Origin of the sequence: Paenibacillus sp. PAMC 26794 (genome assembly GCF_000316035.1) — a bacterium.
Taxonomy (GTDB): domain Bacteria; phylum Bacillota; class Bacilli; order Paenibacillales; family Paenibacillaceae; genus Paenibacillus.
The window spans coordinates 90,807-111,183 of sequence record NZ_ANHX01000055.1 but is presented as its reverse complement, the minus strand read 5'-3'; the positions used below and the strand labels follow the sequence as shown (position 1 = coordinate 111,183).

At 46.5% G+C, this 20,377-nt stretch carries 15 protein-coding genes; 9 read left to right on the top strand and 6 right to left on the bottom strand.

The features are described 5' to 3' along the window. Both D829_RS33020 and D829_RS0119590 read right to left on the bottom strand, forming a co-directional pair. Entirely contained in the window at positions 1–204 is a 204-nt protein-coding gene (locus tag D829_RS33020) for a hypothetical protein (RefSeq protein WP_074093540.1), read from the bottom strand. Beyond that, positions 205–1,368, bottom strand: coding sequence for a glycoside hydrolase family 27 protein (locus D829_RS0119590; RefSeq protein ID WP_017690623.1), 1,164 nt, complete (start codon positions 1,366–1,368; stop codon positions 205–207). A 383-nt stretch (positions 1,369–1,751) separates the two neighbouring features. On the opposite strand from D829_RS0119590, the gene D829_RS0119585 reads away from it, so the two are divergent. Further along, positions 1,752–2,459, top strand: coding sequence for a DNA alkylation repair protein (locus D829_RS0119585; RefSeq protein ID WP_017690622.1), 708 nt, complete (start codon positions 1,752–1,754; stop codon positions 2,457–2,459). Positions 2,460–3,035: 576 nt separating this feature from the next. Here D829_RS0119585 and D829_RS0119575 read toward each other — a convergent pair. Then, positions 3,036–3,611, bottom strand: a complete 576-nt coding sequence (locus D829_RS0119575) for a TetR/AcrR family transcriptional regulator (protein WP_017690621.1) — start codon at positions 3,609–3,611, stop codon at positions 3,036–3,038. Between the two features lie 201 nt (positions 3,612–3,812). Here D829_RS0119575 and lpdA point away from each other — a divergent pair, with 201 nt between their 5' ends. From lpdA to D829_RS0119555, 4 genes are all read left to right on the top strand, one after another. Then, a complete protein-coding gene (gene lpdA, locus D829_RS0119570) occupies positions 3,813–5,198 on the top strand; it encodes a dihydrolipoyl dehydrogenase (protein ID WP_017690620.1) in 1,386 nt (461 codons plus the stop codon). Between the two features lie 49 nt (positions 5,199–5,247). Further along, positions 5,248–5,880, top strand: coding sequence for an HlyD family efflux transporter periplasmic adaptor subunit (locus tag D829_RS0119565; RefSeq protein ID WP_017690619.1), 633 nt, complete (start codon positions 5,248–5,250; stop codon positions 5,878–5,880). Then, positions 5,864–7,036 carry an ABC transporter permease gene (locus D829_RS0119560; protein WP_017690618.1) on the top strand — a complete coding sequence of 391 codons (1,173 nt, stop codon included), beginning with the start codon at positions 5,864–5,866 and terminating at the stop codon, positions 7,034–7,036. Before D829_RS0119565 ends, D829_RS0119560 begins: the two co-directional genes overlap by 17 nt. Before the next feature lie 263 nt (positions 7,037–7,299). Then, complete coding sequence (locus D829_RS0119555) at positions 7,300–8,481, top strand: DUF4317 domain-containing protein (protein ID WP_017690617.1); 1,182 nt, start codon at positions 7,300–7,302, stop codon at positions 8,479–8,481. A 171-nt stretch (positions 8,482–8,652) separates the two neighbouring features. On the opposite strand, the gene D829_RS0119550 is transcribed toward D829_RS0119555, so the two are convergent. From D829_RS0119550 to D829_RS0119540, 3 genes are all read right to left on the bottom strand, one after another. Further along, positions 8,653–9,771 carry a response regulator gene (locus tag D829_RS0119550; protein ID WP_017690616.1) on the bottom strand — a complete coding sequence of 373 codons (1,119 nt, stop codon included), beginning with the start codon at positions 9,769–9,771 and terminating at the stop codon, positions 8,653–8,655. Further along, positions 9,768–12,899, bottom strand: a complete 3,132-nt coding sequence (locus D829_RS0119545; protein WP_017690615.1) for an ATP-binding protein — start codon at positions 12,897–12,899, stop codon at positions 9,768–9,770. The genes D829_RS0119550 and D829_RS0119545 overlap by 4 nt, the downstream gene beginning before the upstream one ends. 120 nt (positions 12,900–13,019) lie before the next feature. Further along, complete coding sequence (locus tag D829_RS0119540) at positions 13,020–13,967, bottom strand: AraC family transcriptional regulator (protein ID WP_017690614.1); 948 nt, start codon at positions 13,965–13,967, stop codon at positions 13,020–13,022. A gap of 171 nt (positions 13,968–14,138) precedes the next feature. Between D829_RS0119540 and D829_RS0119535 the strand changes: the two genes are divergently transcribed. The 4 genes from D829_RS0119535 to D829_RS0119520 all read left to right on the top strand — a co-directional run bounded on the left by D829_RS0119535 (position 14,139) and on the right by D829_RS0119520 (position 20,372). Further along, a complete protein-coding gene (locus D829_RS0119535; RefSeq protein WP_017690613.1) occupies positions 14,139–15,158 on the top strand; it encodes a glycoside hydrolase family 88 protein in 1,020 nt (339 codons plus the stop codon). A gap of 12 nt (positions 15,159–15,170) precedes the next feature. Next, positions 15,171–17,357 carry a 1,3-beta-galactosyl-N-acetylhexosamine phosphorylase gene (gene gnpA, locus D829_RS0119530; RefSeq protein ID WP_017690612.1) on the top strand — a complete coding sequence of 729 codons (2,187 nt, stop codon included), beginning with the start codon at positions 15,171–15,173 and terminating at the stop codon, positions 17,355–17,357. A 210-nt stretch (positions 17,358–17,567) separates the two neighbouring features. Further along, on the top strand, positions 17,568–18,416 hold the full coding sequence (locus D829_RS0119525; protein ID WP_017690611.1) for a GNAT family N-acetyltransferase: 849 nt from the start codon (positions 17,568–17,570) through the stop codon (positions 18,414–18,416). Positions 18,417–18,569: 153 nt separating this feature from the next. Beyond that, complete coding sequence (locus tag D829_RS0119520) at positions 18,570–20,372, top strand: sensor histidine kinase (RefSeq protein ID WP_017690610.1); 1,803 nt, start codon at positions 18,570–18,572, stop codon at positions 20,370–20,372. Positions 20,373–20,377 lie beyond the last annotated feature (5 nt).

The following is a 20,377-nucleotide window of genomic DNA, read 5'->3' as shown; positions in this document are numbered from 1 at the left end:
TTAACGGAACAGGGCGCAGTTCCCGGACTCTCGGAAATAACGGATCAGCTTCTCAATAGGCTCACGTCCACAGTTCAGCTTCACTCCTATACAATCGATGCACAGAAATTGCTGGGCAGAGCGCGAGATCAATTTGAGGTAGATGCCCACATCGTCTGAAGAGAGCGGAACCTGACAGGAGGTGCACAGGCGATGTTGAGCCATCTATTTCACCAGTTTGGCACGCACAATTAAACAATCATGTGCTGCGACAACGGGAGCGAAGCGTTCACGGAATACGCCAAGCTCTTGATGTTCCCAGCAGTCATACAGGGACAGGGCATAACCGGCAGCGTAAGGCAGACCCATATCCCAAAATTGCAAAGACAATTCCCGCTGGCTGTCGCTCAGGTTGAAGAAACCAATAGCTAGATCACCATCTGTGAGTACCTTCACCAGCATAAATACATCGTCTGTGTGAAACCATTGCGGCTCTGGTTTGATGCGGTAAGCTCCGCGCGCTTCTACATCCTGATTGATGGCAAGCAGGTCAGGATTCAGGAGAATATCCTTTGTAATCTGGTTAGCCTTGCGCACGTCACATCCGATCATTAATGGGGAACCCATGATGGACCAGAGTGAGAAGTGGGTTTTATATTCGATGTCGTTGCATCCGCCGATGCTGCCAATATAATCATTGTTGCTTCCACCGTACATACCAACAATCAGCATATCCATGTCATTATGGCAGAAGGAGCCGGTGTAGCTTTGTTTCCCGAGTTGAGACAGGGCAAGTTCCTTCACTGAATCCCAATTGTCGCGGATATCGCCGGTAGAGCGGTACATATGAGCGCCCGATTCCCGAATCCAATCGTATACGTCGTCGGCTCCCCAGTTGCAGGCGGAGAACAGGATATCGCGTCCGCAGTTTTTGAGCGCAAGGCTCCTCCGTTTGTACAGCAGCTCTCCTGAGATATGGCGCGGCTTGAAGCAGTAATCATACTTCAAATAATCAACGCCCCATTCGGCAAAAAGGGCAGCATCCTGGAATTCATGCTCGAAGCTGCCTGGATACCCGGCACATGTATGTGTACCCACGCATGAATACATGCCGAACTTTAGTCCTTTGCTATGGATATAATCGGAAAGCGCTCTCATTCCACTCGGGAATTTCTCCGGGTCAGCCACCAGATTGCCGCTCGCATCACGTTCCTTCAGGCTCCAACAATCATCAATGACAATATACTCGTAACCAGCGGCCAGATAACCTTCCGATACAAACACATCAGCGACGTCCCGAATTAATTGTTCGTTAATATCCCATGTAAAGGTATTCCACGAATTCCAGCCCAGGGCAGGGGCAAAGCCTAACACTTGATTGTTGCTCATGCTCACGCATCCTTCCTCATCTCGGTTTCGATACAATACTAAACTGAACATAAACGATGAGCGACGTATCGTGCCATAGCTTAACGTTGCTTGGACATGGACATATGTTGCTCTGCTTGTTCTGGGGGAATTCCCTCTTCCAATCAGGTTCTCGGCAGGTATTCAGAAGTTGCCGGTAGAAGCATAAGAAAGGAAAAATGTCCGTCTGGGAAGAAGTTATATCTATCTTTTCAGGGATCTGTCCGAAACAAGGGTATAGATGTTATGATCGGTGATAATGCTTGAACAGGATAATGAGCAATTTCCCATCGGTTTTTCGTTAAACATAAGTGTCTGTATGATATGATCAGATATAAAATTTATAGGATGGGGAGTGTCACGAAATGAATCTAGATGAAGTGATGCAGGAGCTTGAAGCGCTGGGCAAAGAACGAACGAAAAAAATCTATATCTCCAACGGTGCGCATGAACCGCTATTTGGCGTGGCAACCGGGGCGATGAAACCAATGGCGAAGCGGATCAAAAAGGATCAACCTTTGGCAGAGCAACTATATGCGACGGGTAATTATGATGCGATGTACTTTGCAGGCGTTATAGCCGATCCTCAAGCGATGACAGAAGCTGATTTTGACCGTTGGATTGACGCTGCTTATTTTTACATGATCTCTGACTTCATCGTTGCCGTCACGTTGGCAGAGACGGATATTGCTCAAGAAGTTTCGGATAAGTGGATCGCCAGCGGAGATGAGCTGAAAATGTCAGCAGGATGGAGCTGTTACTGTTGGTTGCTCGGCAGTCGAAAGGATGCTGAATTTTCGGAGAATAAACTAATGGAGATGCTTGAACAGGTCAAAAAGACGATTCACGAATCTCCGGAACGAACGAAATATTCGATGAACAACTTCCTGTATACCGTTGCAACATCCTATCAACCGTTGCACGATCAGGCAGTGGAGATAGCCAAGGCTGTGGGACCTGTCGAAGTGGACAAGGACAAGCCCAAGAGCAAGCTGCTGAATGCCTCTGAGAATATCCAAAAGGCCGTGGATAAAGGGCGGACGGGATTCAAGCGTAAATATGTAAGATGTTGAAACTTTCGCCGTATCGTCAGTTTTAACATACGGAACATATAGTTATCGTGGGATTGAAATTCACAAGCTCCATGTTATAATGAGGACAGAAACAGCTTATAATGCAAAGAGAGCCGTGCGCTAACACGACTCTCTGACGCAATAGCCGCTTTTAAGGGCGGTGGGCTTAACAAGCAGGGTACCGACTAAATAGACCGCATCCCTTAGCCAGAGGGCGGTCTATTTGTCTTTATTGGACAGCAGCGCTATAATCAGCAAACCGAAGGTAAGCATTAGCATAATTGCTTCAAATACTGTCACAAGGCATCACCTCCCTTCCGGGAGATTAGCCGACCGCCCATATAAGCCTTTCCATTGCTCTGTGAGTATACCATATTTTTCTTAGAGCTAATAGATGAACAATAATTCGTTTTATAAAAGTTTGGGAATGTTAATGACCTCGTACTTTGAATACGAGAAGAGCGTTACAGTGGCTAGTATGGAATTTATTTAGTTGCAAACAGATAAGAAAAACACGCCATTTATAGGCGTGTTTTTTGTTGACAGCTAGATAATCAGCGTATAGCAACATCAAGGCTACATATCGTTCCTTTTAACCATTTCTTTGGCCTGCTGTCTGCCCGCCGAGAGAAAGTTGTCGCTAAGCTCAGGATCACTAACAGAGCGTGCAAGTACAAGCGAGCCAACCATTGTACTGAACAGTGCACGACCGCTGGACACATTGATCTCAGCCAGATTGGAGATAAAAGCGATCATCCGCTCCAATTCATGGGTAAATACCTCCCGAACCTCTTCGGACGAACGGGATATTTCGCTGGAAAGGGCGGGGAAAATACAGCTCATTTCCGTTTGGTCGCGGTGATACGGACTCAAATAATAATCGATTACTTTATTGATTTTGGGATTTTGCTCTTCCTGATCAGCCACGTTCTGTAGAAGTGCAATGGTATCACTGATGGCATATTCGCAGGCTTCGGCAACTAATTGTTCCTTGTTGTCAAAGTGTGAATAGAACCCTCCGTGAGTTAATCCAGCTCCCTTCATAATAAACGGGACACTCACCTCCTGGATACCATTGGTGCGAAAAGCTCGAGCCGCACTCTCAACAATCTTACCTCGTACTTTTATTTTATGTCCTTTGGGATAGGGCATGATCATTCACTCCATAGTTTCATCATTCTGCTTTTCTAAAATATTATAGTCATCATAATAAAGCCTGTCAATTTGGCGACCGAATATCTATTGCTTTACAAAAGGATAAAATACGGTTGTTGACGATCTTAAAATATGATGATTATAATATATTATGGTCATCATATTTTAAAACGACTTCAAATCGGGAGGTATCAGAATATGAGCAAGCTTGAGTCTGTGGATACGTTAGTTATTGGATCAGGTCCAGGTGGATATGTGGCGGCGCTTCGTTCTTCGCAGTTGGGGATGAAAACGGCGATTGTTGAACGTAAACAGCTCGGCGGGGTCTGTACACATGTGGGTTGCATACCATCCAAAGCCTTAATTGCGGAATCGCATCGCTATGATTGGTTCAGACAGTTCAATCAAGCTGACGCGGCATCAACATTTAAGATTGCTCAGCATTTTAAGCAGGGGGTTGTGAATAAACAGGCAGGTGGCGTCCACTATTTGTTAAAGACTGCGGGTGTGAACATTCTGGAAGGAGAGGCCAGTCTGGTGGATGAGCACACAGCCATGATCCAGCAAACTGGACAGGAGCAAAGCATTTCTTTTAAAAATCTCATATTGGCAACGGGGTCTCGTCCAATTGAGTTGCCAGCATTTCCAGTTGGAGGTCGCATCTTATCTTCCACAGAAGCACTGTCTTTGGGGGAGGTTCCGAGTAGTCTGGTTGTGATCGGCGGAGGGTATATTGGAGTGGAGCTTGGACAGATGTATGCCAAATTCGGAACCAAGGTAACGATTCTGGAGGGAGGCGCACAAGTATTGCCTGGATTCGAGGCGGAACTTGTAGCCCCTGTAGTCAAACAACTGAAGGCGGACGGCATCCAGATCGTAACCGGAGCGATTGCCGAAAAGGTGGAGCACAATGCGGATTCCATTACACTGCATTATTCAAAAAATCAGGAGCAGCAACAAGTTACAGCAGAATATGTACTGGTTACGATCGGCAGGAAACCCAATACAGACGGCCAGTTAGGACTGGAACGCATAGGTGTGACCGTAACGAACAAAGGACTGGTTGAGACGGATGAACAGTGCAGAACGGTTAGCCCTCACATTTATGCTATTGGAGATATTACAGTCGGTCCGGCACTTGCTCACAAGGCATCCTATGAAGCTAAAGTAGCTGCAGAGGCCATTGCGGGTCTCACCTCCAAAGTCGATTACAAGGTGATTCCGCTTGTTGTCTTTTCTAATCCGGAGCTATCCAGTGTTGGAGTAAGTGAGACGGAAGCCACAGCACAGGCCATTCCGGTGGTTATTGGAAAATCTTCTTTTGGGATCAACGGAAGAGCATTGGCGTTAAGGGAAACCGAAGGTTTTGTGAAAATAGTGGCTGACCCGACTTCAGGAATTGTCATTGGCGCGCAAATCGTCGGCGTGGAGGCATCTACACTGATATCGGAGCTCGCACTTGCGATCGAGATGGGTGCAACCGTGGAAGATCTGGCCATGACGATTCACCCTCATCCCACTTTGGGAGAAGTGATCATGGAGGCAGCCGAGAACGCAGTCACCAAAATGAAAAAGCAAAAATAGTCAGCAAATTTAACCATACACGAGGATTGGGAATGGGAGAGATATAAGAATGAAGATAAAAGCAGGTTTGTATATCGGAATTGCGATGGTGTTTATTATTGGAGGTTCACTTCTTGCGGTTAAAGGGAAGGATGCTGTAAGTCAGGCCGAGAGCCAGAAACAAGGCATACTTGAGGCAGAGCAAACGACTTTATATTATCAGAATAGTCCCGGGACGATTGCAGAGGTGGGTGCATCTACGGGGGACTCTGTGAAAGAGGGAGAGGTTCTTTTCAAAGTGAAATCAGCGGGGGAGGGAGATGTGGATGTACTCGCACCGTATGACGGGTTGGTTGACCGAGTTGCTGTAAAGCAGGGGGATCAAGTCCAAGCAGGAGTTCCGCTAGCAGTTGTGCAAAAGAATACGTATTACACCGACCTTTACATACAGGAAAGTGAAATTCAACAGCTTGCAGTGAATCAAAGCATTGATGTTCATTTTCCGTATTTGGATCAGCCAACGCAGGTGAAGGGGAGCGTCACTTCCATTTCAACTGCTCCTCAGTTCGCAACCTTACGGATGTCTCGGGAAAAAGGTCAAGCCGATTTGAGTATGTTTTTGGTCCGAATATCGATGGATTCGAATTCTGAATTGCTTCCGGGGATGACGGCAGAGGTGAAACTTGATGAAATCACTGATTGACGAGTGGAAGTACGTTGTAGGCAGTAAGTATATACGGCTAATTTTTATTGGGCCAATGATTGCAGCCTTATTTTTCGGCTTAATGTTCTCGCAGAATCAACTCAGTAAATCACCAGTTGTGGTCATTGATGAGGATCATAGCGAATATTCACGGCAATTGATCTCCAAAATAAATGCGTCTCAATACATGAGCGTCAAAAGCGTATATGCAAGCCGAATGAGTCCTGAAACATTGCTTGCCAACGAGCAGGCTGTAGCGGTCATTATGCTTCCCAATCAGTTGGGATTGCGTCAACAAGAAGGGAAATCGACGAATATCGGTATAATGATGGATAACACGATGCCCTCGGGGCTGACCGGTATTCGCACTGCGATTCAGGAGATCATCCAGACGGAAAATATGACCCTTTCCATGACACGTCTGATCCAAAAAGGGATGGCTACCGAAACAGCTAAAGGAATCGTGTCACCGTTATCCCTTCAGCAGCGGATGCTGTTTAATCCAACCTCCAGTTATGTTGGTTTTATGGTGCTTGGATTTGTGAATATCGTAGTATTAATGATTACGACAAGCGCAGCGGGATCGATTGTACCTCGGCTTCGTCAGGAAGGGAAACTGTTTGCCAACGGAAAGTCACCTTTTCAACTATGGGTTCGGAGTGTACCTTACGCTGTGTTGAGTTCACTTTCGCTGCTTCTATCCTATGGATTATTAAAGCAGGTGGGGGGAATGCGGTTTGAAGCAGAGGCTTATCTTTTTATCATTCCGTTAGTTGTTTATGCTTTTGCCTTGTCACTCATGGGTATGCTGATTGGATACACTGCCAAAGATATGTCGAAAGTAAGCCTACGAACCAGTTTTGTATTGTATCCCTCCTTTCTGGCTACGGGAATTCAACTAACGCCACTGGCGTTCCCAGAACCGTTCCAAATGTTCGCATGGGCACTACCCATGAACTGGCTTAACCGCCTGATTCGTGGAATGGCGTTTCGGGACGGTGCGCTGACAGCCTACAGTCAGGAGTTGGGGGCATTGCTGATTATTATTGGCGGAGTGTCCTTGTTTATGGGATTACTGTTTCTGCGGGAAACAAGGAAAGTTTCTTCCAGCAGAGCACCCCTGTTGAATACGGATATATTGCCGAGCAGTAGTTAATTATTTAAGAATCGTTAAACAACGAAAAAAGGCGCACGGGAGTCATTCCTGTTGCGTCTTTCTTTTTTTATTACTGCAGATGACATATAACGATAAAGATCCTTTTATATAAGTTCAATTAAACATTTACAAGCTGCATCGGAAGGTTGTTCTGTCACCGGAGTACCAGTGGAAATATTCTTTAGTTGAACTTATATAGCGAAGGTTTTTTATATAGTTTATACTTGTAAAGCCAATTTACTTGAGGAGTTGTCTAACGAATCATGAATAAAAAAGAAGTCGCGCATATACGCAAGCAGTTTAAACTCGATCACGATCTACTGAATATTTACGATATTCTCAATGTGTATATTACGAAGGAAACCAATGAGGTCTATCACTGGGAGCGTCACCCGTTCGAACTGGTGGATAGAGAGAAACAGGAGCTGTACATGGGCAATTTTAAAAAATTGCTGACAGGTGATTTGGATCAGAAGTTGTTTGAATTGAAGTTCCAAGAAGCGGCGGAGGACCCGGCACAGGTATTGCTTCACCAGGCGCTGGTAACAGGTGATCCGGATGAATGGCAGGATCTGATGTTACTGCTCGTGGATCGAATGTTGGTGGATGCGAAGTTTGAGCGGGATATGGTAGCTACGTTTGTGCGTGGACAGTATTATCTGCCGACCAAGGCTAGAAACGAAGCTACGGAAGAGAGTGAGAAGAATGAGGTGTTCGCCCATCCGTTCATTCTGTGCAGCGTGAATTCTACGGAGAAACAGCGGAAGACACTCTTGTTTGATTACGTGGAGAGAGAATTCAAATACAACATCATTGTAGATCCGATTATCAAATTAAGCACGCCAGAGCAAGGATTCCTGTACCCTAGCGTAACGGACAACTACTCCGATGTGAATCGTGTTCTATATTGTACAGGGAAATCCAATTTCCCGGATCCGCATTTTGTTGAAAATGTACTGAATGGAGAAAGATCCGTAACCGCACTGGAAGAACGGGCGATCTTCGAAGATATCGTTAAGGAAGTGGTCGGGGAACAACTCGATTCAGCCACCATTGCACATGTATATGAGGAGATCAACCGAGTCATTGAGATTAACGAAGAGTCCCATGAGGAAGAACCTCCGAAGCTGGATTATAAAGATCTGGAACGTGTACTGACCGCAAGCGGTATAGAGGATCTGACAACGGAGAAAGTAGAACGTGCCTTCGAAACGATCGTAGACAACAAGAACTATGAGATGAAGGCAACTAGTGTTATGCCGAAGTTTACGTCCAAGTCCATTAAGATTGAAACCAAGGTTGCTACGATTTCGGTTAGCCCGCAAGACCTGAGATATGTGAAGCAGGTGAATTATCAAGGCAGACGTTGCATCATGATTGAAGTGGACGAAGATGTCGTGATTGAAGGGTTTACGCTTAATACAGAAAAACTTATAAATGAGTAATTGATTCTAGACAATGATGATGTAAAATCATCCGTCCAGAACGAACGTCCATCTATGTTGAAAAAAAGCCCAAGCCTAAAGCAACACTGAACTGCTCCCTGTCATAGTAGACCGTAGAAGACTACGATGGGAGCAGTTCATTATCGCCAAGGCATGGGCTTTTTTGCTGTTTCATGATTGTCGCAACAGTTGTTTGATATCTGCTGCCGGACTGGAGCCAAGCTCCTCTTTGAGCAATTCCTCCAGCACCAGATACTGTCGCTGCGCTTCAGTTCTTCGTCCAAGCGACAGATACAACAGGATGATCTCGCGATGAATATCTTCCCGAATCGAATCAATCTGGAGGATACGTTCAAAATAATACAGCGACCGTAACGGCTCCCCTGCCTTCGCATGATAGTGGGCCGCAGTTTCCATCGTCATGATGAAATCTAGCTCCAGCTGTCTGGACCACGCGAAAGCCCACTCATAATGCCTTCCTTTCAGAAGTTCACCCGTATACAACGTATCCATCCGCTCGAAGAGCTCGGGGCGATGTGCCGATGCCTGACGCATCTGCCGGAACAAAGCCTCGAACTCGTACAGATCACAGTTAATCGCTTCCCGGTCGATACGGATACCGTTTCTGTCCTTAAGAATGATCGGCACGTCACTGTTATCACCGATGGCACGTCGCACGTAGTACAGTGTGGAATTGATGTTGGTCCAGGCTTTCTGCGGACTGAGGTCCTTCCACAACGTATCGGCCAAGGCATCGCGTGTGGTTGATTTGGCATACAGCAAGAATGCCAGCAATTCTTCCGTCTTGGGCGTTCTAAGCTTGATGGGACTGTCTGCTCCGGCACCGCCAAACACAGTGAATTCACCGAACAGACGAACGTTCAGTTTGGGTCCAGGTACCGCTAGTTCAGGTGTTGTCACGGACTTGTGAAGCTTTTCCTGCAATCGCTTGATGCTGCGGTTCAGGCGCTCAGCCGTGACTGGCTTGATGACGTAATCGATCACCTCTTTGTCGAAAGCCTGCACCGCATATTCCTCATATCCGGTCACCAGCACAATGGGGAGCGAAGGGTGATGTTTACGCAATTCACCAATGAGTTGCATACCCGAGATGCGAGGCATCGTAATGTCCAGAAATGCCGCATCGAAGCTATTCTCTGCCGCATATTCACAGGCTTCCTCCGGGTCATGAAACGCACGACATACCTCAACTTCTCCGCTTTCTGTCAAAATGCGATTCAGTCGCTTGAGCGACAAATCCTCATCATCTACGATGATGACTTTCATCATGTTTCAAAACCCCCATTCCCATCTGTGCTTATACGTTGATTTGGAAGATCAAATGTAATCCGCGTTCCCTCGCCGTCCAGACTTTCCATCTGAAGGTGTCTGCCATACAGCAGGTTCAACCGGCTGGAAATATTCCATAGTCCAACGCCGTTACTGCCGTCCGTGGATTGGCGAATTTCGTCCATCCGTTCCTTAGTTATGCCGATTCCGTTGTCCTCGATGGTGAAACGTGTTTCCGTATCATTCAGATTACGAATGGACAACATGACGCGACCACCGCGAATGCTGGACATGAGGCCGTGCCGAATCGCGTTTTCAATCAGGGGTTGTAACGTGAGCGGTGGAATGTCCATGTTCCGGTTCACGTCGGCATCCACATCGATAATGACCTCCAACCTTGAGCCAAAGCGTGCTTGCTCAATCGCTACGTATGCCTCGATCATCTCCAGTTCGTTCATCAGGCTAGTTTTTGAGTCCAGATGTTTAAAGTGCACACTCCGCCGTAAGTAACTCGATAATTGCAAAATCAATTGTTCTGCCCGATTCGGCGCATCCACACACAATTCGGCAATGGCATTCAGGGCGTTATACAGAAAGTGCGGGTTCATCTGTGAACGCAAAAAGGATATCTCGGCATCTCGCGCGGCCTGAACTGACGTTTTCATCCGGGTCAAACCGCCGATCCGTGCCAGCAATTCCTCCGATTCGAACGGCTTGGATACGAAATCATTGGCGCCTTTCTCCAAGGCCAGCTTCAATTGATTAGCTTTATTACTCGCCGTCAGCATGAGTACAGGCAATTCGGAAGGAGAGAAGCGCTCCCTGATCCGTTCCAGCAATTCGTAACCCGACATGTCGGGCATCATGATATCAGCAATGATGAGATGCACGGCAGGTAGCTTGTCCAGCAGCTCCAGTACGGAAGGGGAGCGTGAAGTGACTGCGTAACTGTATCCTTCCAGCTTCAAGAGATTCACTATTGTCTGCAAATTAGCTGAGTCGTCATCCACAACGATGATCCATTCGTCTTTATTCCCTTGTACAATCGTTGGTTCTTCGAACCGGAGTAGCTGATTACCAGGACCTGTAGGAGCGATGGTAAGCGGCATGACGTTGGAACGTTTCTCACCTTTGCCATCTGCCAGCGGAAAGGTCAGGATGAACGTAGCACCCATGCCGGGTGCTGATTCCGCATAAATGGTTCCGCCGTGCATCTCAACCAGCTTGCGCGTAATGCTCAGTCCTAGACCGGTGCCTCCAGCAACGACTGGCCCCGTATCTGCTTCCTGCTCGAACGGCAGGAAGATATGTTCCAGCTTGTCCGTACCGATACCACGGCCGGTGTCCACAATGCGTATTTCCGCTTTGCTTTGCACAACCGCAGCTTTGATGCTTACCGTGCCACGTTCCGTGAACTTAACTGCATTGCCGATCAGATTATGCAAAATCTGAATCAGTCGATTGCCGTCTGCATAGATCGGCGGGAAATGCGCCGGGATGCGGTTGATTAGCTCCACCTTTTTCGCGCCAAGCAGGAAGGAGTGCATACGCATGACCGATTCGACAAACGAGTACAGATCGGTCGAAGACCGGTGGAGCGGGATGTCGCCATGTTTCATTTTCGAATAATCCAGTAATTCATCGACCAGATAGGTTAATCGTCTGCCACTTCCCGTCACGATCGCCAGATTGTGCGCTTGCTCATCGGTAAGGGGACCTTCTGCGCCTTTAAGCAGGCTTTCACTGATGTTAACAATCGCGTTCAGCGGTGTTTTGAGCTCATGCGAAGTATTGGACAGGAAGTCGTCCTTCACCTTGTCCAGCAAGAGCAACTGATCTTTGAGGGTGCGGACCGTACGATAGGCCTCGAAGAACCGAAGCACCGCTAGAAACAGCATCAGGATGCTGAACAGGACAATGGAAGCCTGCCCGATGTTCATGTTTTCCTTGAGCGAGATCGAGAAGAGATTAATGTCCAGACAATACAGCACGATGCTTAAGAGAGCCGCATACCACAAGAAAGTAGAGAGCCGTTCGCCCTTCTCACTGGTTAGGAACTGTTTTGCACATTGATACAGCAACCAGAGCAGCATCAACGTGTACATAACGACGACGTAAGGCGCAGCAAGCCCGTAGACAGAGATAGGCAGGAGCGCGACCATGCATAAGTAAGCTCCAAAGATAATCAGGATCACCGCCGTGAGCATACCGGACAGGATGCCTGTTTTGAATCGGTAGAAGTAAAAGGTCAGTAGACCCAGACATGCCACAGAGCAGAAATCTTTTAATTTATAGAGCGTGCTAAAGGAAATTTCCGTGCCCGCCATGGATAACACACGTTCGCTGATCATGCCGTTATAGAGTGCATATAACAGACAGATTAGACCAATCAGCAGCAGGGAATCGTCCCTGTTTCGGTAGAGTGCAGACCCCAGGTAACTGATGAGGAATATGATCGAAATGGTACCCAGTACAGCAAGCGTGCCAAATTCGATAGCTGTGTTAAATTGATGTTTTTTCAGCATGGCTGCTTGTTCGCCGAAAAAGAGTGGACCTGGAATGCCAGAGTCCGTGTAATCGTAATTAGCCACCCGGATCAAAATCTCAATGTCACCGCCATGATAGGGAAAAAAAACAATCTGGGGGGAGTTGCCAGGTCGGTAACCTGCAGATTTTGCCACGGCATGCCCGTCTTCCAGCAGCTTGTTGCCATTGATGTAGATTTCGCTGGCAAAACGGATGTTCATTTTTTTGATCGCCAGCGTTCCCCGGGCAGGTGCATTACGCAGCACTAGTCGATACGTGGCGAAGCCATGGGTTGGCAGTCGTTCGCCATGCACTTTAAGTCGATTCCAGGAGCCGGGAACGGTTGCATAGGTATCGGGTGCTTTCGTTGGACCAGCCTGATTCGGAGTTGTAGATTCGTCAGGAAGCAATCGCTCCCAGTAAAATTCCCACTCCCCGTCCAGTTTGATCCGCTCGTCTTGTTCTGGGTCCCAGGCCGAGAGGTCCAGAACACCCTGACGGGCATGAAGCGCAGCAGATTGTGGTTCTCTGATCGTTGACAGCAGCAGTACGGTAATAGCGAGTACAACAGTCAGGACAACGCCTGAAATTTTTAATAACACGAAATGCTGCTCCTTTAGAGATTGTTCAATCCTTTGGTAGCTTCGGACAAAATCTCTTGTATTCTATCGGCATTGTAGCGAATATCTCTGGGGGGTGCAATCACATTTCGACAAATTCCTTCATACCCACCCCGTGAATTCCAATATCGACGCTTTTGCAGACTGTGCTTCTGTATGAGCCCCTTTGCGCCAGGCTTTGGGTGATTCTCCCATCAGTTTGGCGAAGCAGCGGTTAAAGCTGGAGATGGATCGGAAGCCGACCTGCTCGGAGATGGATAGAATGGAGGCCTCGGTGCTTTTTAATCGTTTGCATGCCTCTTCAATCCGGGTACTATTCAGAAAATCAAGTGGTGTGGTTCCCATAATTTCATGGAACTTGCGGCGAAAATGCGTTGTACTCAGATGACACAGTTCAGCGAGGTAATCGATGGTCACAGGCATCATATAGTTTTTGGTGATAAACTCCAGCACGGGTGAGATGACCAAGTCCCCTTGGAGGTCTCGTTCCCGTTCCTGATCCTGAGATGACAAGCGTTCGCTGCTCGCATGAATGCGAAGCAGTTCGATATATAGAGACATCAACAAGCCGTACGCGCTCTCCCGATAATAGGGTGACTGCTGCTTTATCTCTTCTACCACTGATGTTGCGAGTGTGTGGATTTTGGGATACTGTTCCTTATTCAGAATGCAATCGGTTCCCTGAATGGCCCATAAATTCGGTTCAATGTGAGTTTGGGATGTTTTGAGTGAATGGCGGAAGAGTTCTTCCGGTGAAAAGAAAATATAAGCCCACAGGCTGGCGTTATTAGGTGAACTGTATGTGGTATGCGGAAGATAACGGGGAATGAACGTGACGTCACCTGCCCGAAAAGGCACAGACTCCCCCTTAATCTCCATGATGCCTCCATCTGAATAACAGATGCCAATCTCCATGTGGTTATGGAAATGAAGATGCTCACTCTTGATATCGGATATTCTCCAGCGGTCTCCACTGAGTAGCAGGACTGGGAAATCAATGGGCAGGCTATAGTGACGATATTCAATGACCGGTTTCTTCGGTTTGGGCATTTTCGAGGACTCCTATGTATAAATGATTGAAATTGCGCAGTTTTGTTATGAATATGCTTAGATGGAGACTATTTTACTGCGTACAATGGAATAAGTAAAGCGTTTACAAAAATGGACGGACACCTCTCAGGGCGCACTTGGGGGCGTGTGCGCAGGGAGAGGGGAATAACAATGCTTCAAGTGAAATATGACAGGGAACAGATTCTACACGTAATCGAGAACGTTACCAAGAAAACACTGGATATGGATCTGACATGGGATTGGCCCGGTGGAGTGGCTTATTATGGTGTATCCAGAGCCTATCAAACGACAGGCAACCAAGAGATTCTGGACAGGCTGGTGAAATGGGCAGACGAATATATCGAGCTGGGTCTGCCAAGTTGGACGGTTAATACATGTGCCATGGGCCATGTGCTCATCACTTTATATGAAGAAACCGGGGATCAGAAATATTGGGACATTGTCCTCAGCAAGGTTGATTATCTCCAGAATCATGCACTTCGCTTTGGAGACAATGTGCTTCAGCATACGGTATCGGTTTCCAATGATTTTCCGGAACAGGCTTGGGCGGATACCTTGTTTATGGCGGCATTTTTCCTGCTTCGCGTAGGTAGCAAATTAAAAGATGAAGCCATGATCCAGGATGCGCTGAATCAGTATTACTGGCATATCAAATACCTGCAAGATCCGACCAGCAGTCTGTGGTATCACGGTTATAACAATATCAACAAGGACCACATGTCCGGATTTTACTGGGGAAGAGCGAACGCTTGGGGAGCCTATACGATGTCTCAAGTGAAACCGCAATTGAACGACTGGTATTTGTACCCGCAGTGTATGGATGTAGAATGTGCCCTTCGCGATCAATTGGCGGCTCTCAAACTGGTGCAGACCGAGAACGGCTTGTGGCGTACGGTTTTGGATGACGAAGAATCGTATGAAGAGGTGTCAGCTTCCGCGGGTATTGCAGCAGCCATGATCAATAATGGCAATCCACTACATACCAAATACGTGCAAAAGGCACTGGAAGGTATCCTGAACAACATTAGCGAAGATGGGCGCGTGCTTGGTGTATCTGGCGGAACGGCGGTAATGAAGGATCGGGATGGCTATTGTAATATTCCAAAAGACTGGATTCAGGGCTGGGGCCAGGGCCTGGCACTTGCTTTTCTGTCCGATATGTTGAGATAGGAGGGAACCCAATTGTCCAAACCAACCAAAGGCTCCTTTACACTACCAGGAGAATCCGGTTATGAGGCACTGACGCTGGAACTTGCCGATCGCTGGGGTGCCGATGTGATCCGTGACAGTGACGGTACGAAATTGTCCGATGAGATTATCAATGCCGGATATGGCATCTATTCAACCATTTGCATTATCCGGGATCATAATGAGTGGGCATCCCGTAATCTGGATAAGCTGCAGCAATGTTTTCTCATGACGAATCCAAAGGTCGCTGTACAAGATTATGTATCCATCTATCTGATGGAGGATTTTTTTGCAGAACAATTTAAGGTGAATGATTCCAAAGAAGCGTTTAAATATTGGCAAGTTTATGATCGAACGACTGGGGAAGAAGTTTCTAGAGGACAGTGGAATTATGAAAGGGAATCTGGCAATGTTGTGATTACCGGCGTTGCTCCTTGGCATAAATATACGGTGAGTTTCATGGTCTATCGGATATGGGAAGAGATCTCCATGTACAATCATACAACGAATAATTGGGACAAAGAGCATCTGATGCAGATTGACCCAATCTATACGGACACACAGACCTATTTGCTGGATTGGATGGAAAAGTGGTGCCAAGACCACCCGGAAACAACAGTTGTACGTTTTACGTCCCTATTTTATAACTTCGCCTGGATCTGGGGCAGTGATGAGCGGAATCGCCATCTGTTCTCGGATTGGGGTTCATACGATTTCACGGTAAGTTCGAGAGCGCTGGATCTGTTTGCTCAAAAATATGGGTATTCACTCTCCGCCGAAGACTTTGTAAATGGCGGTAAATATCAGGTCACTCATATGCCTGCGGATCAGCGCAAACTGGAATGGATGGCATTTATCAATGATTTTGTCATTGAATTCGGTAAGAAATTAATTGATATTGTCCACAAACATAACAAGCTGGCGTATGTCTTCTATGATGACAGCTGGGTGGGCATGGAGCCGTACAATGATCGATTTCAGGAGTTTGGATTCGACGGCATGATCAAATGTGTGTTCTCCGGTTATGAGGCAAGAATGTGCTCAGGCGTTAAGGCTGATACCCATGAGATTCGCTTGCATCCCTACTTGTTCCCAGTTGGCTTAGGTGGGCTTCCTACCTTCAAGGAGGGCGGAGACCCTACCCTGGATGCGAAGAAATATTGGATTAATATCCGGCGTGCGCTGCTGCGTGAGTCGATTGACCGGATTGGACTGGGTGGATATTTGCATCTGGTTGAGCCTTACCCGGACTTTGTGGATTATATCGAGAAGATTGCCCATGAATTCAGGGAAATGAAAGAGCTGCATCAAGAGGGAAAACCGTATCAGATCAAGACCAAGGTAGCCATTCTGCATAGCTGGGGCAAATTAAGATCGTGGACCTTGTCTGGTCATTTTCATGAAACACATATGCATGATCTGATTCATGTGAATGAGGCCTTATCCGGGTTGCCGGTTGACGTGCAGTTTATTGATTTTGAGGATATTCGTCAGGGCGTATTGAAGGATGTGGATGTCGTCATTAATGCCGGTTCCGCTGGTTCTGCCTGGAGTGGTGGAGTGCACTGGAAAGACCACCAATGTGTAGATATCCTAACCCAGTGGGTGTACGAAGGCGGTACCTTTATGGGTATCAACCAGCCTTCAGCGGCCCACGGGTACGACAGCTTTTTCAGAATGGCGCATGTGCTTGGGGTAGATGAGGATACAGGTGCAAGAGTTGTTCATGGAAGATGGACGTATGAGGTTAGTGATGAGTATGGTTTGGTGCCGGAAGCTGCAAATATCACGTCAAAAGGTAAAGGCAGTATTTATCTAACAGATGGGACAGCTAAGGTATTGCATGAGACAGATGGCAACATCGCGTTGTCCACACATGCTTTCGGAAAAGGTCAAGGAATCTACTTGTCTTCGTTCGAATTTAACTGGGAAAATACAAGATTACTGCAAAATTTGATTCGTTTTGCCGGGAATGAAGTGGTTAACGCGATGTACATCACGGATAACTTGTATACCGAGTGCGCATATTATCCGGAAAGCAACATATTGGTCGTGATCAATAATAGTGAGCAAGCTCAAAAAACGACGATCAATACAGAGCATGGAAAACAGACCATGGAATTGGACCCGTATGATACGGTGATCACCAAAATTGGTTTAACAAAATCGGTATCGCCATAGAATGATGACTCGATAGACCGTATTCCTTAACCAGGGAGCGGTCTATTTTAGTTATTAGGGCGTGTCTGAAAACTCTGAAGGAAGCAGATTTTATCGTACGGATTTTACTGTATAGTGTTAACACTATACAGTAGAATATTTATATCAGGATAAGAATCATGAGCCCTAATATATTATTATTTTCATCTTTTCAAAGGAGAGAGTACCCTAATGTACAGTTATAAAATGTTGGACAAGATAAGCATGGAAACACTTCACCAAGCGTTTGTGGATGCGTTCTCCGACTACCAGGTTAAAATGGATTTGCCTTTTTGGAAATTTCAACAAATGCTCCAACGAAGGGGGTATCACCCCGAAATCTCTATGGGAGCCTTTAAGGATGAGAGAATGGTCGGATTTGTTATCAATGGACTTCGAAGTTGGAATGGAAAGGCAACTGCATATGACCTTGGGACAGGCGTCGTAAAAGATTGCAGACGGCAGGGCATAACAAGCGAGCTGCTCTTGAATATTCAAAAGCTGTTAAAAGAAAAAAATGTAGAGCAATATTTGCTGGAAGTCATCCAATTCAACGAATCTGCAGTTCAGCTGTACAGTAAACAAAATTTCAAAATTCAAAGGAAATTTTCATGTTTCCAGTTGCAAAAAGATAAATTCATACCGCAAACGACCTGCACGGTGGAATGTGTGGAGAGAATCGATGTGGAGCAGTTTAAGGAATTTTGGGATGTGGAGCCCTCCTGGCAAAATTCAATTGATTCCATCTACGCTGTACCGGAGGCTTTTATCTATGTGGTTGCACGTCAGGATCACAGCATTGTTGGCTATGGCATTATAGATCAAAAAACAGGTGATATTCCACAGCTTGCAGTGAACCCAAATTACCGGGGCAAAGGTATTGCAAGCAGCATCCTGACAGAGATGGTCCAACGTACAGAATCTCCTAGAATCAGTGTCCTCAATGTGGAGTCTCATCTGAAACCGATGCAAGATTTCCTCCTGGTCAAATCAGGCTTTGCATATCATGTGGGCCAGTACGAAATGCTCTTGAAATTATAACGTGATCGCCGTTTCGACGTAGGATCAGATCGGGTTCATACGAAAGTTGAATGAAAGGCTTCCCGGAAATCCTGGATTGCAGTATCCAACCCTTCCTGTACTCGTTATAATAATGTTGATATATGACATGGTTAGAGGAGACAACGATAAGACATGAGCCGCAAGACATATTGTAAGCGTATTCAGTTTCTGGATGATTGGAGTCTCAAAACCAAGTTGTATATATTGTTCATTTTTTGTGTGCTGGTCCCGGTCCTGGTCACAAATACCGTGTTTTACCTAAGCATCAAAGGTAACATTGAAGAGAAGGAGCATAGCCGATTCAATGAAATGCAGCAAAGGATCAAGTTCAACCTGCGGAACAGTATAGACAATAGCTTGTATGTGTCCAATTTTCTCTATACCGATGGAACGCTGAACCGGTTCATGGAGTCCAAGTATCGCGATCAGGAGGACTATTACTCTGCCTACTATGATATGCTTAGCAACAACAATCTGGTCAGGTACTATTACAGCTATCAGCAGGTGAATCAAATTACGTTTTATGTTGGCAATGATACCTTCGTCAATGGAGGAAACTTCATTAAGCTGGATGATGAGGTGAAGAAAAGTGATTGGTATCAAGCGCTGATGAACACGAGCGACCATATCATGATCTATTCGTATTTTGACAAACAGCAGGCGGAGATGTCGCAAAGTCAGGGAGGACGCAAAGTAAGCATTATTCGTAAGCTGGATTACTTTGGGGAGCAGCAGGTTGAAAAGGTGTTAAAGGTTGATCTGGACTACGCTTTCATCAACAAATCGCTTAAGAATGAGGGAGCAAATGGGAAGGTGTATGTCGTTTCGGATGGCAGGGTCATTTTCTCAAACGATTCAAAAATGAACCAGACTCGCCAGCCATTTAATCTGATCGCGAACAGCCCGATTGACCCTGTTCAATCCGCACAAACGATTCCCGTCGTATCCGAGGATTGGCAGATTATCGTCAGCACAGAGAAAATGGACATTCTGTCAGAGATTATTAATTCCAAGCTTAATGTGACCTTGCTGATTATTCTCAATCTGTTGGTGCCGACGCTGCTGATCTGGTTGATATCGAGATCTCTGGTCATCAGGGTTGATCGGATATCGAAGCATCTGGATCAAGTGAAGCATGAGAAATTTGAGGTGATATCGGGACTAGCGGGCAAGGACGAGATCGGCAGCCTGACCCATAGCTACAACATGATGGTCATCAAGATCAAGAACCTGATTGAGATTGTGTTTAAGGGTCAGGTGGAGCGGCAAGCACTTGAGCTCTCCAAGAAGCAGGCGGAGCTGAAAGCCCTTCAGAGTCAGGTGAATCCCCATTTCATGTTCAACACGCTTGAAACGATCCGTATGCGGAGCTTGATCAAGGACGAGCTTGAAACCTCCGATGTCATTCATAAACTGGCACTGCTGTTACGTCAGACGATCAATTGGGGCGACGATCTGATTACAATTGCAGAGGAAATCAATTTTGTGGAGAGTTATCTGAGTATCCAGCAGTATCGCTTTGGCGAAAAGCTGCAATTTGCAATCCGGATCACAGACGAATCCATTGCTGCCATGATGATACCCAAGCTAACCGTTCTCACCTTTGTGGAGAATGCTTGTATCCATGGCATTGAGGGGACGTCGAATGATGGGGTCGTGGAGGTATTATTCGAAATTCGAAGTAATGAACTGTACATTTCCATTCGAGATACCGGAGTCGGTATGGATCAGGACAAGCTGGCCTCGCTCCGCAAAATGATGCAAGATCCGAGCATGGATCGAATGAGTGAGCTTAACAGCATTGGTATGATGAATGCATATATTCGGCTGCGGATGTATTTTGATGATTTCGTTCAGGTGCACATATCCAGTGAAAAGGGGAAGGGAACAACGATTGGCATTCAAATTCCTCTTATGCAGGCATCTCAAGAATAAGGAGC

Excerpts from the sequence above, each read along its gene's own strand:
- D829_RS33020 (WP_074093540.1), bottom strand. The coding sequence starts at position 204 with ATGGCTCAACATCGCCTGTGCACCTCCTGTCAGGTTCCGCTCTCTTCA.
- D829_RS0119590 (WP_017690623.1), bottom strand. The coding sequence starts at position 1,368 with ATGAGCAACAATCAAGTGTTAGGCTTTGCCCCTGCCCTGGGCTGGAAT.
- D829_RS0119520 (WP_017690610.1), top strand. The coding sequence starts at position 18,570 with ATGAGCCGCAAGACATATTGTAAGCGTATTCAGTTTCTGGATGATTGG.
- D829_RS0119565 (WP_017690619.1), top strand. The coding sequence starts at position 5,248 with ATGAAGATAAAAGCAGGTTTGTATATCGGAATTGCGATGGTGTTTATT.
- D829_RS0119535 (WP_017690613.1), top strand. The coding sequence starts at position 14,139 with ATGCTTCAAGTGAAATATGACAGGGAACAGATTCTACACGTAATCGAG.
- D829_RS0119575 (WP_017690621.1), bottom strand. The coding sequence starts at position 3,611 with ATGCCCTATCCCAAAGGACATAAAATAAAAGTACGAGGTAAGATTGTT.
- D829_RS0119540 (WP_017690614.1), bottom strand. The coding sequence starts at position 13,967 with ATGCCCAAACCGAAGAAACCGGTCATTGAATATCGTCACTATAGCCTG.
- D829_RS0119525 (WP_017690611.1), top strand. The coding sequence starts at position 17,568 with ATGTACAGTTATAAAATGTTGGACAAGATAAGCATGGAAACACTTCAC.
- D829_RS0119585 (WP_017690622.1), top strand. The coding sequence starts at position 1,752 with ATGAATCTAGATGAAGTGATGCAGGAGCTTGAAGCGCTGGGCAAAGAA.
- D829_RS0119560 (WP_017690618.1), top strand. The coding sequence starts at position 5,864 with ATGAAATCACTGATTGACGAGTGGAAGTACGTTGTAGGCAGTAAGTAT.
- lpdA (WP_017690620.1), top strand. The coding sequence starts at position 3,813 with ATGAGCAAGCTTGAGTCTGTGGATACGTTAGTTATTGGATCAGGTCCA.
- D829_RS0119555 (WP_017690617.1), top strand. The coding sequence starts at position 7,300 with ATGAATAAAAAAGAAGTCGCGCATATACGCAAGCAGTTTAAACTCGAT.
- D829_RS0119550 (WP_017690616.1), bottom strand. The coding sequence starts at position 9,771 with ATGATGAAAGTCATCATCGTAGATGATGAGGATTTGTCGCTCAAGCGA.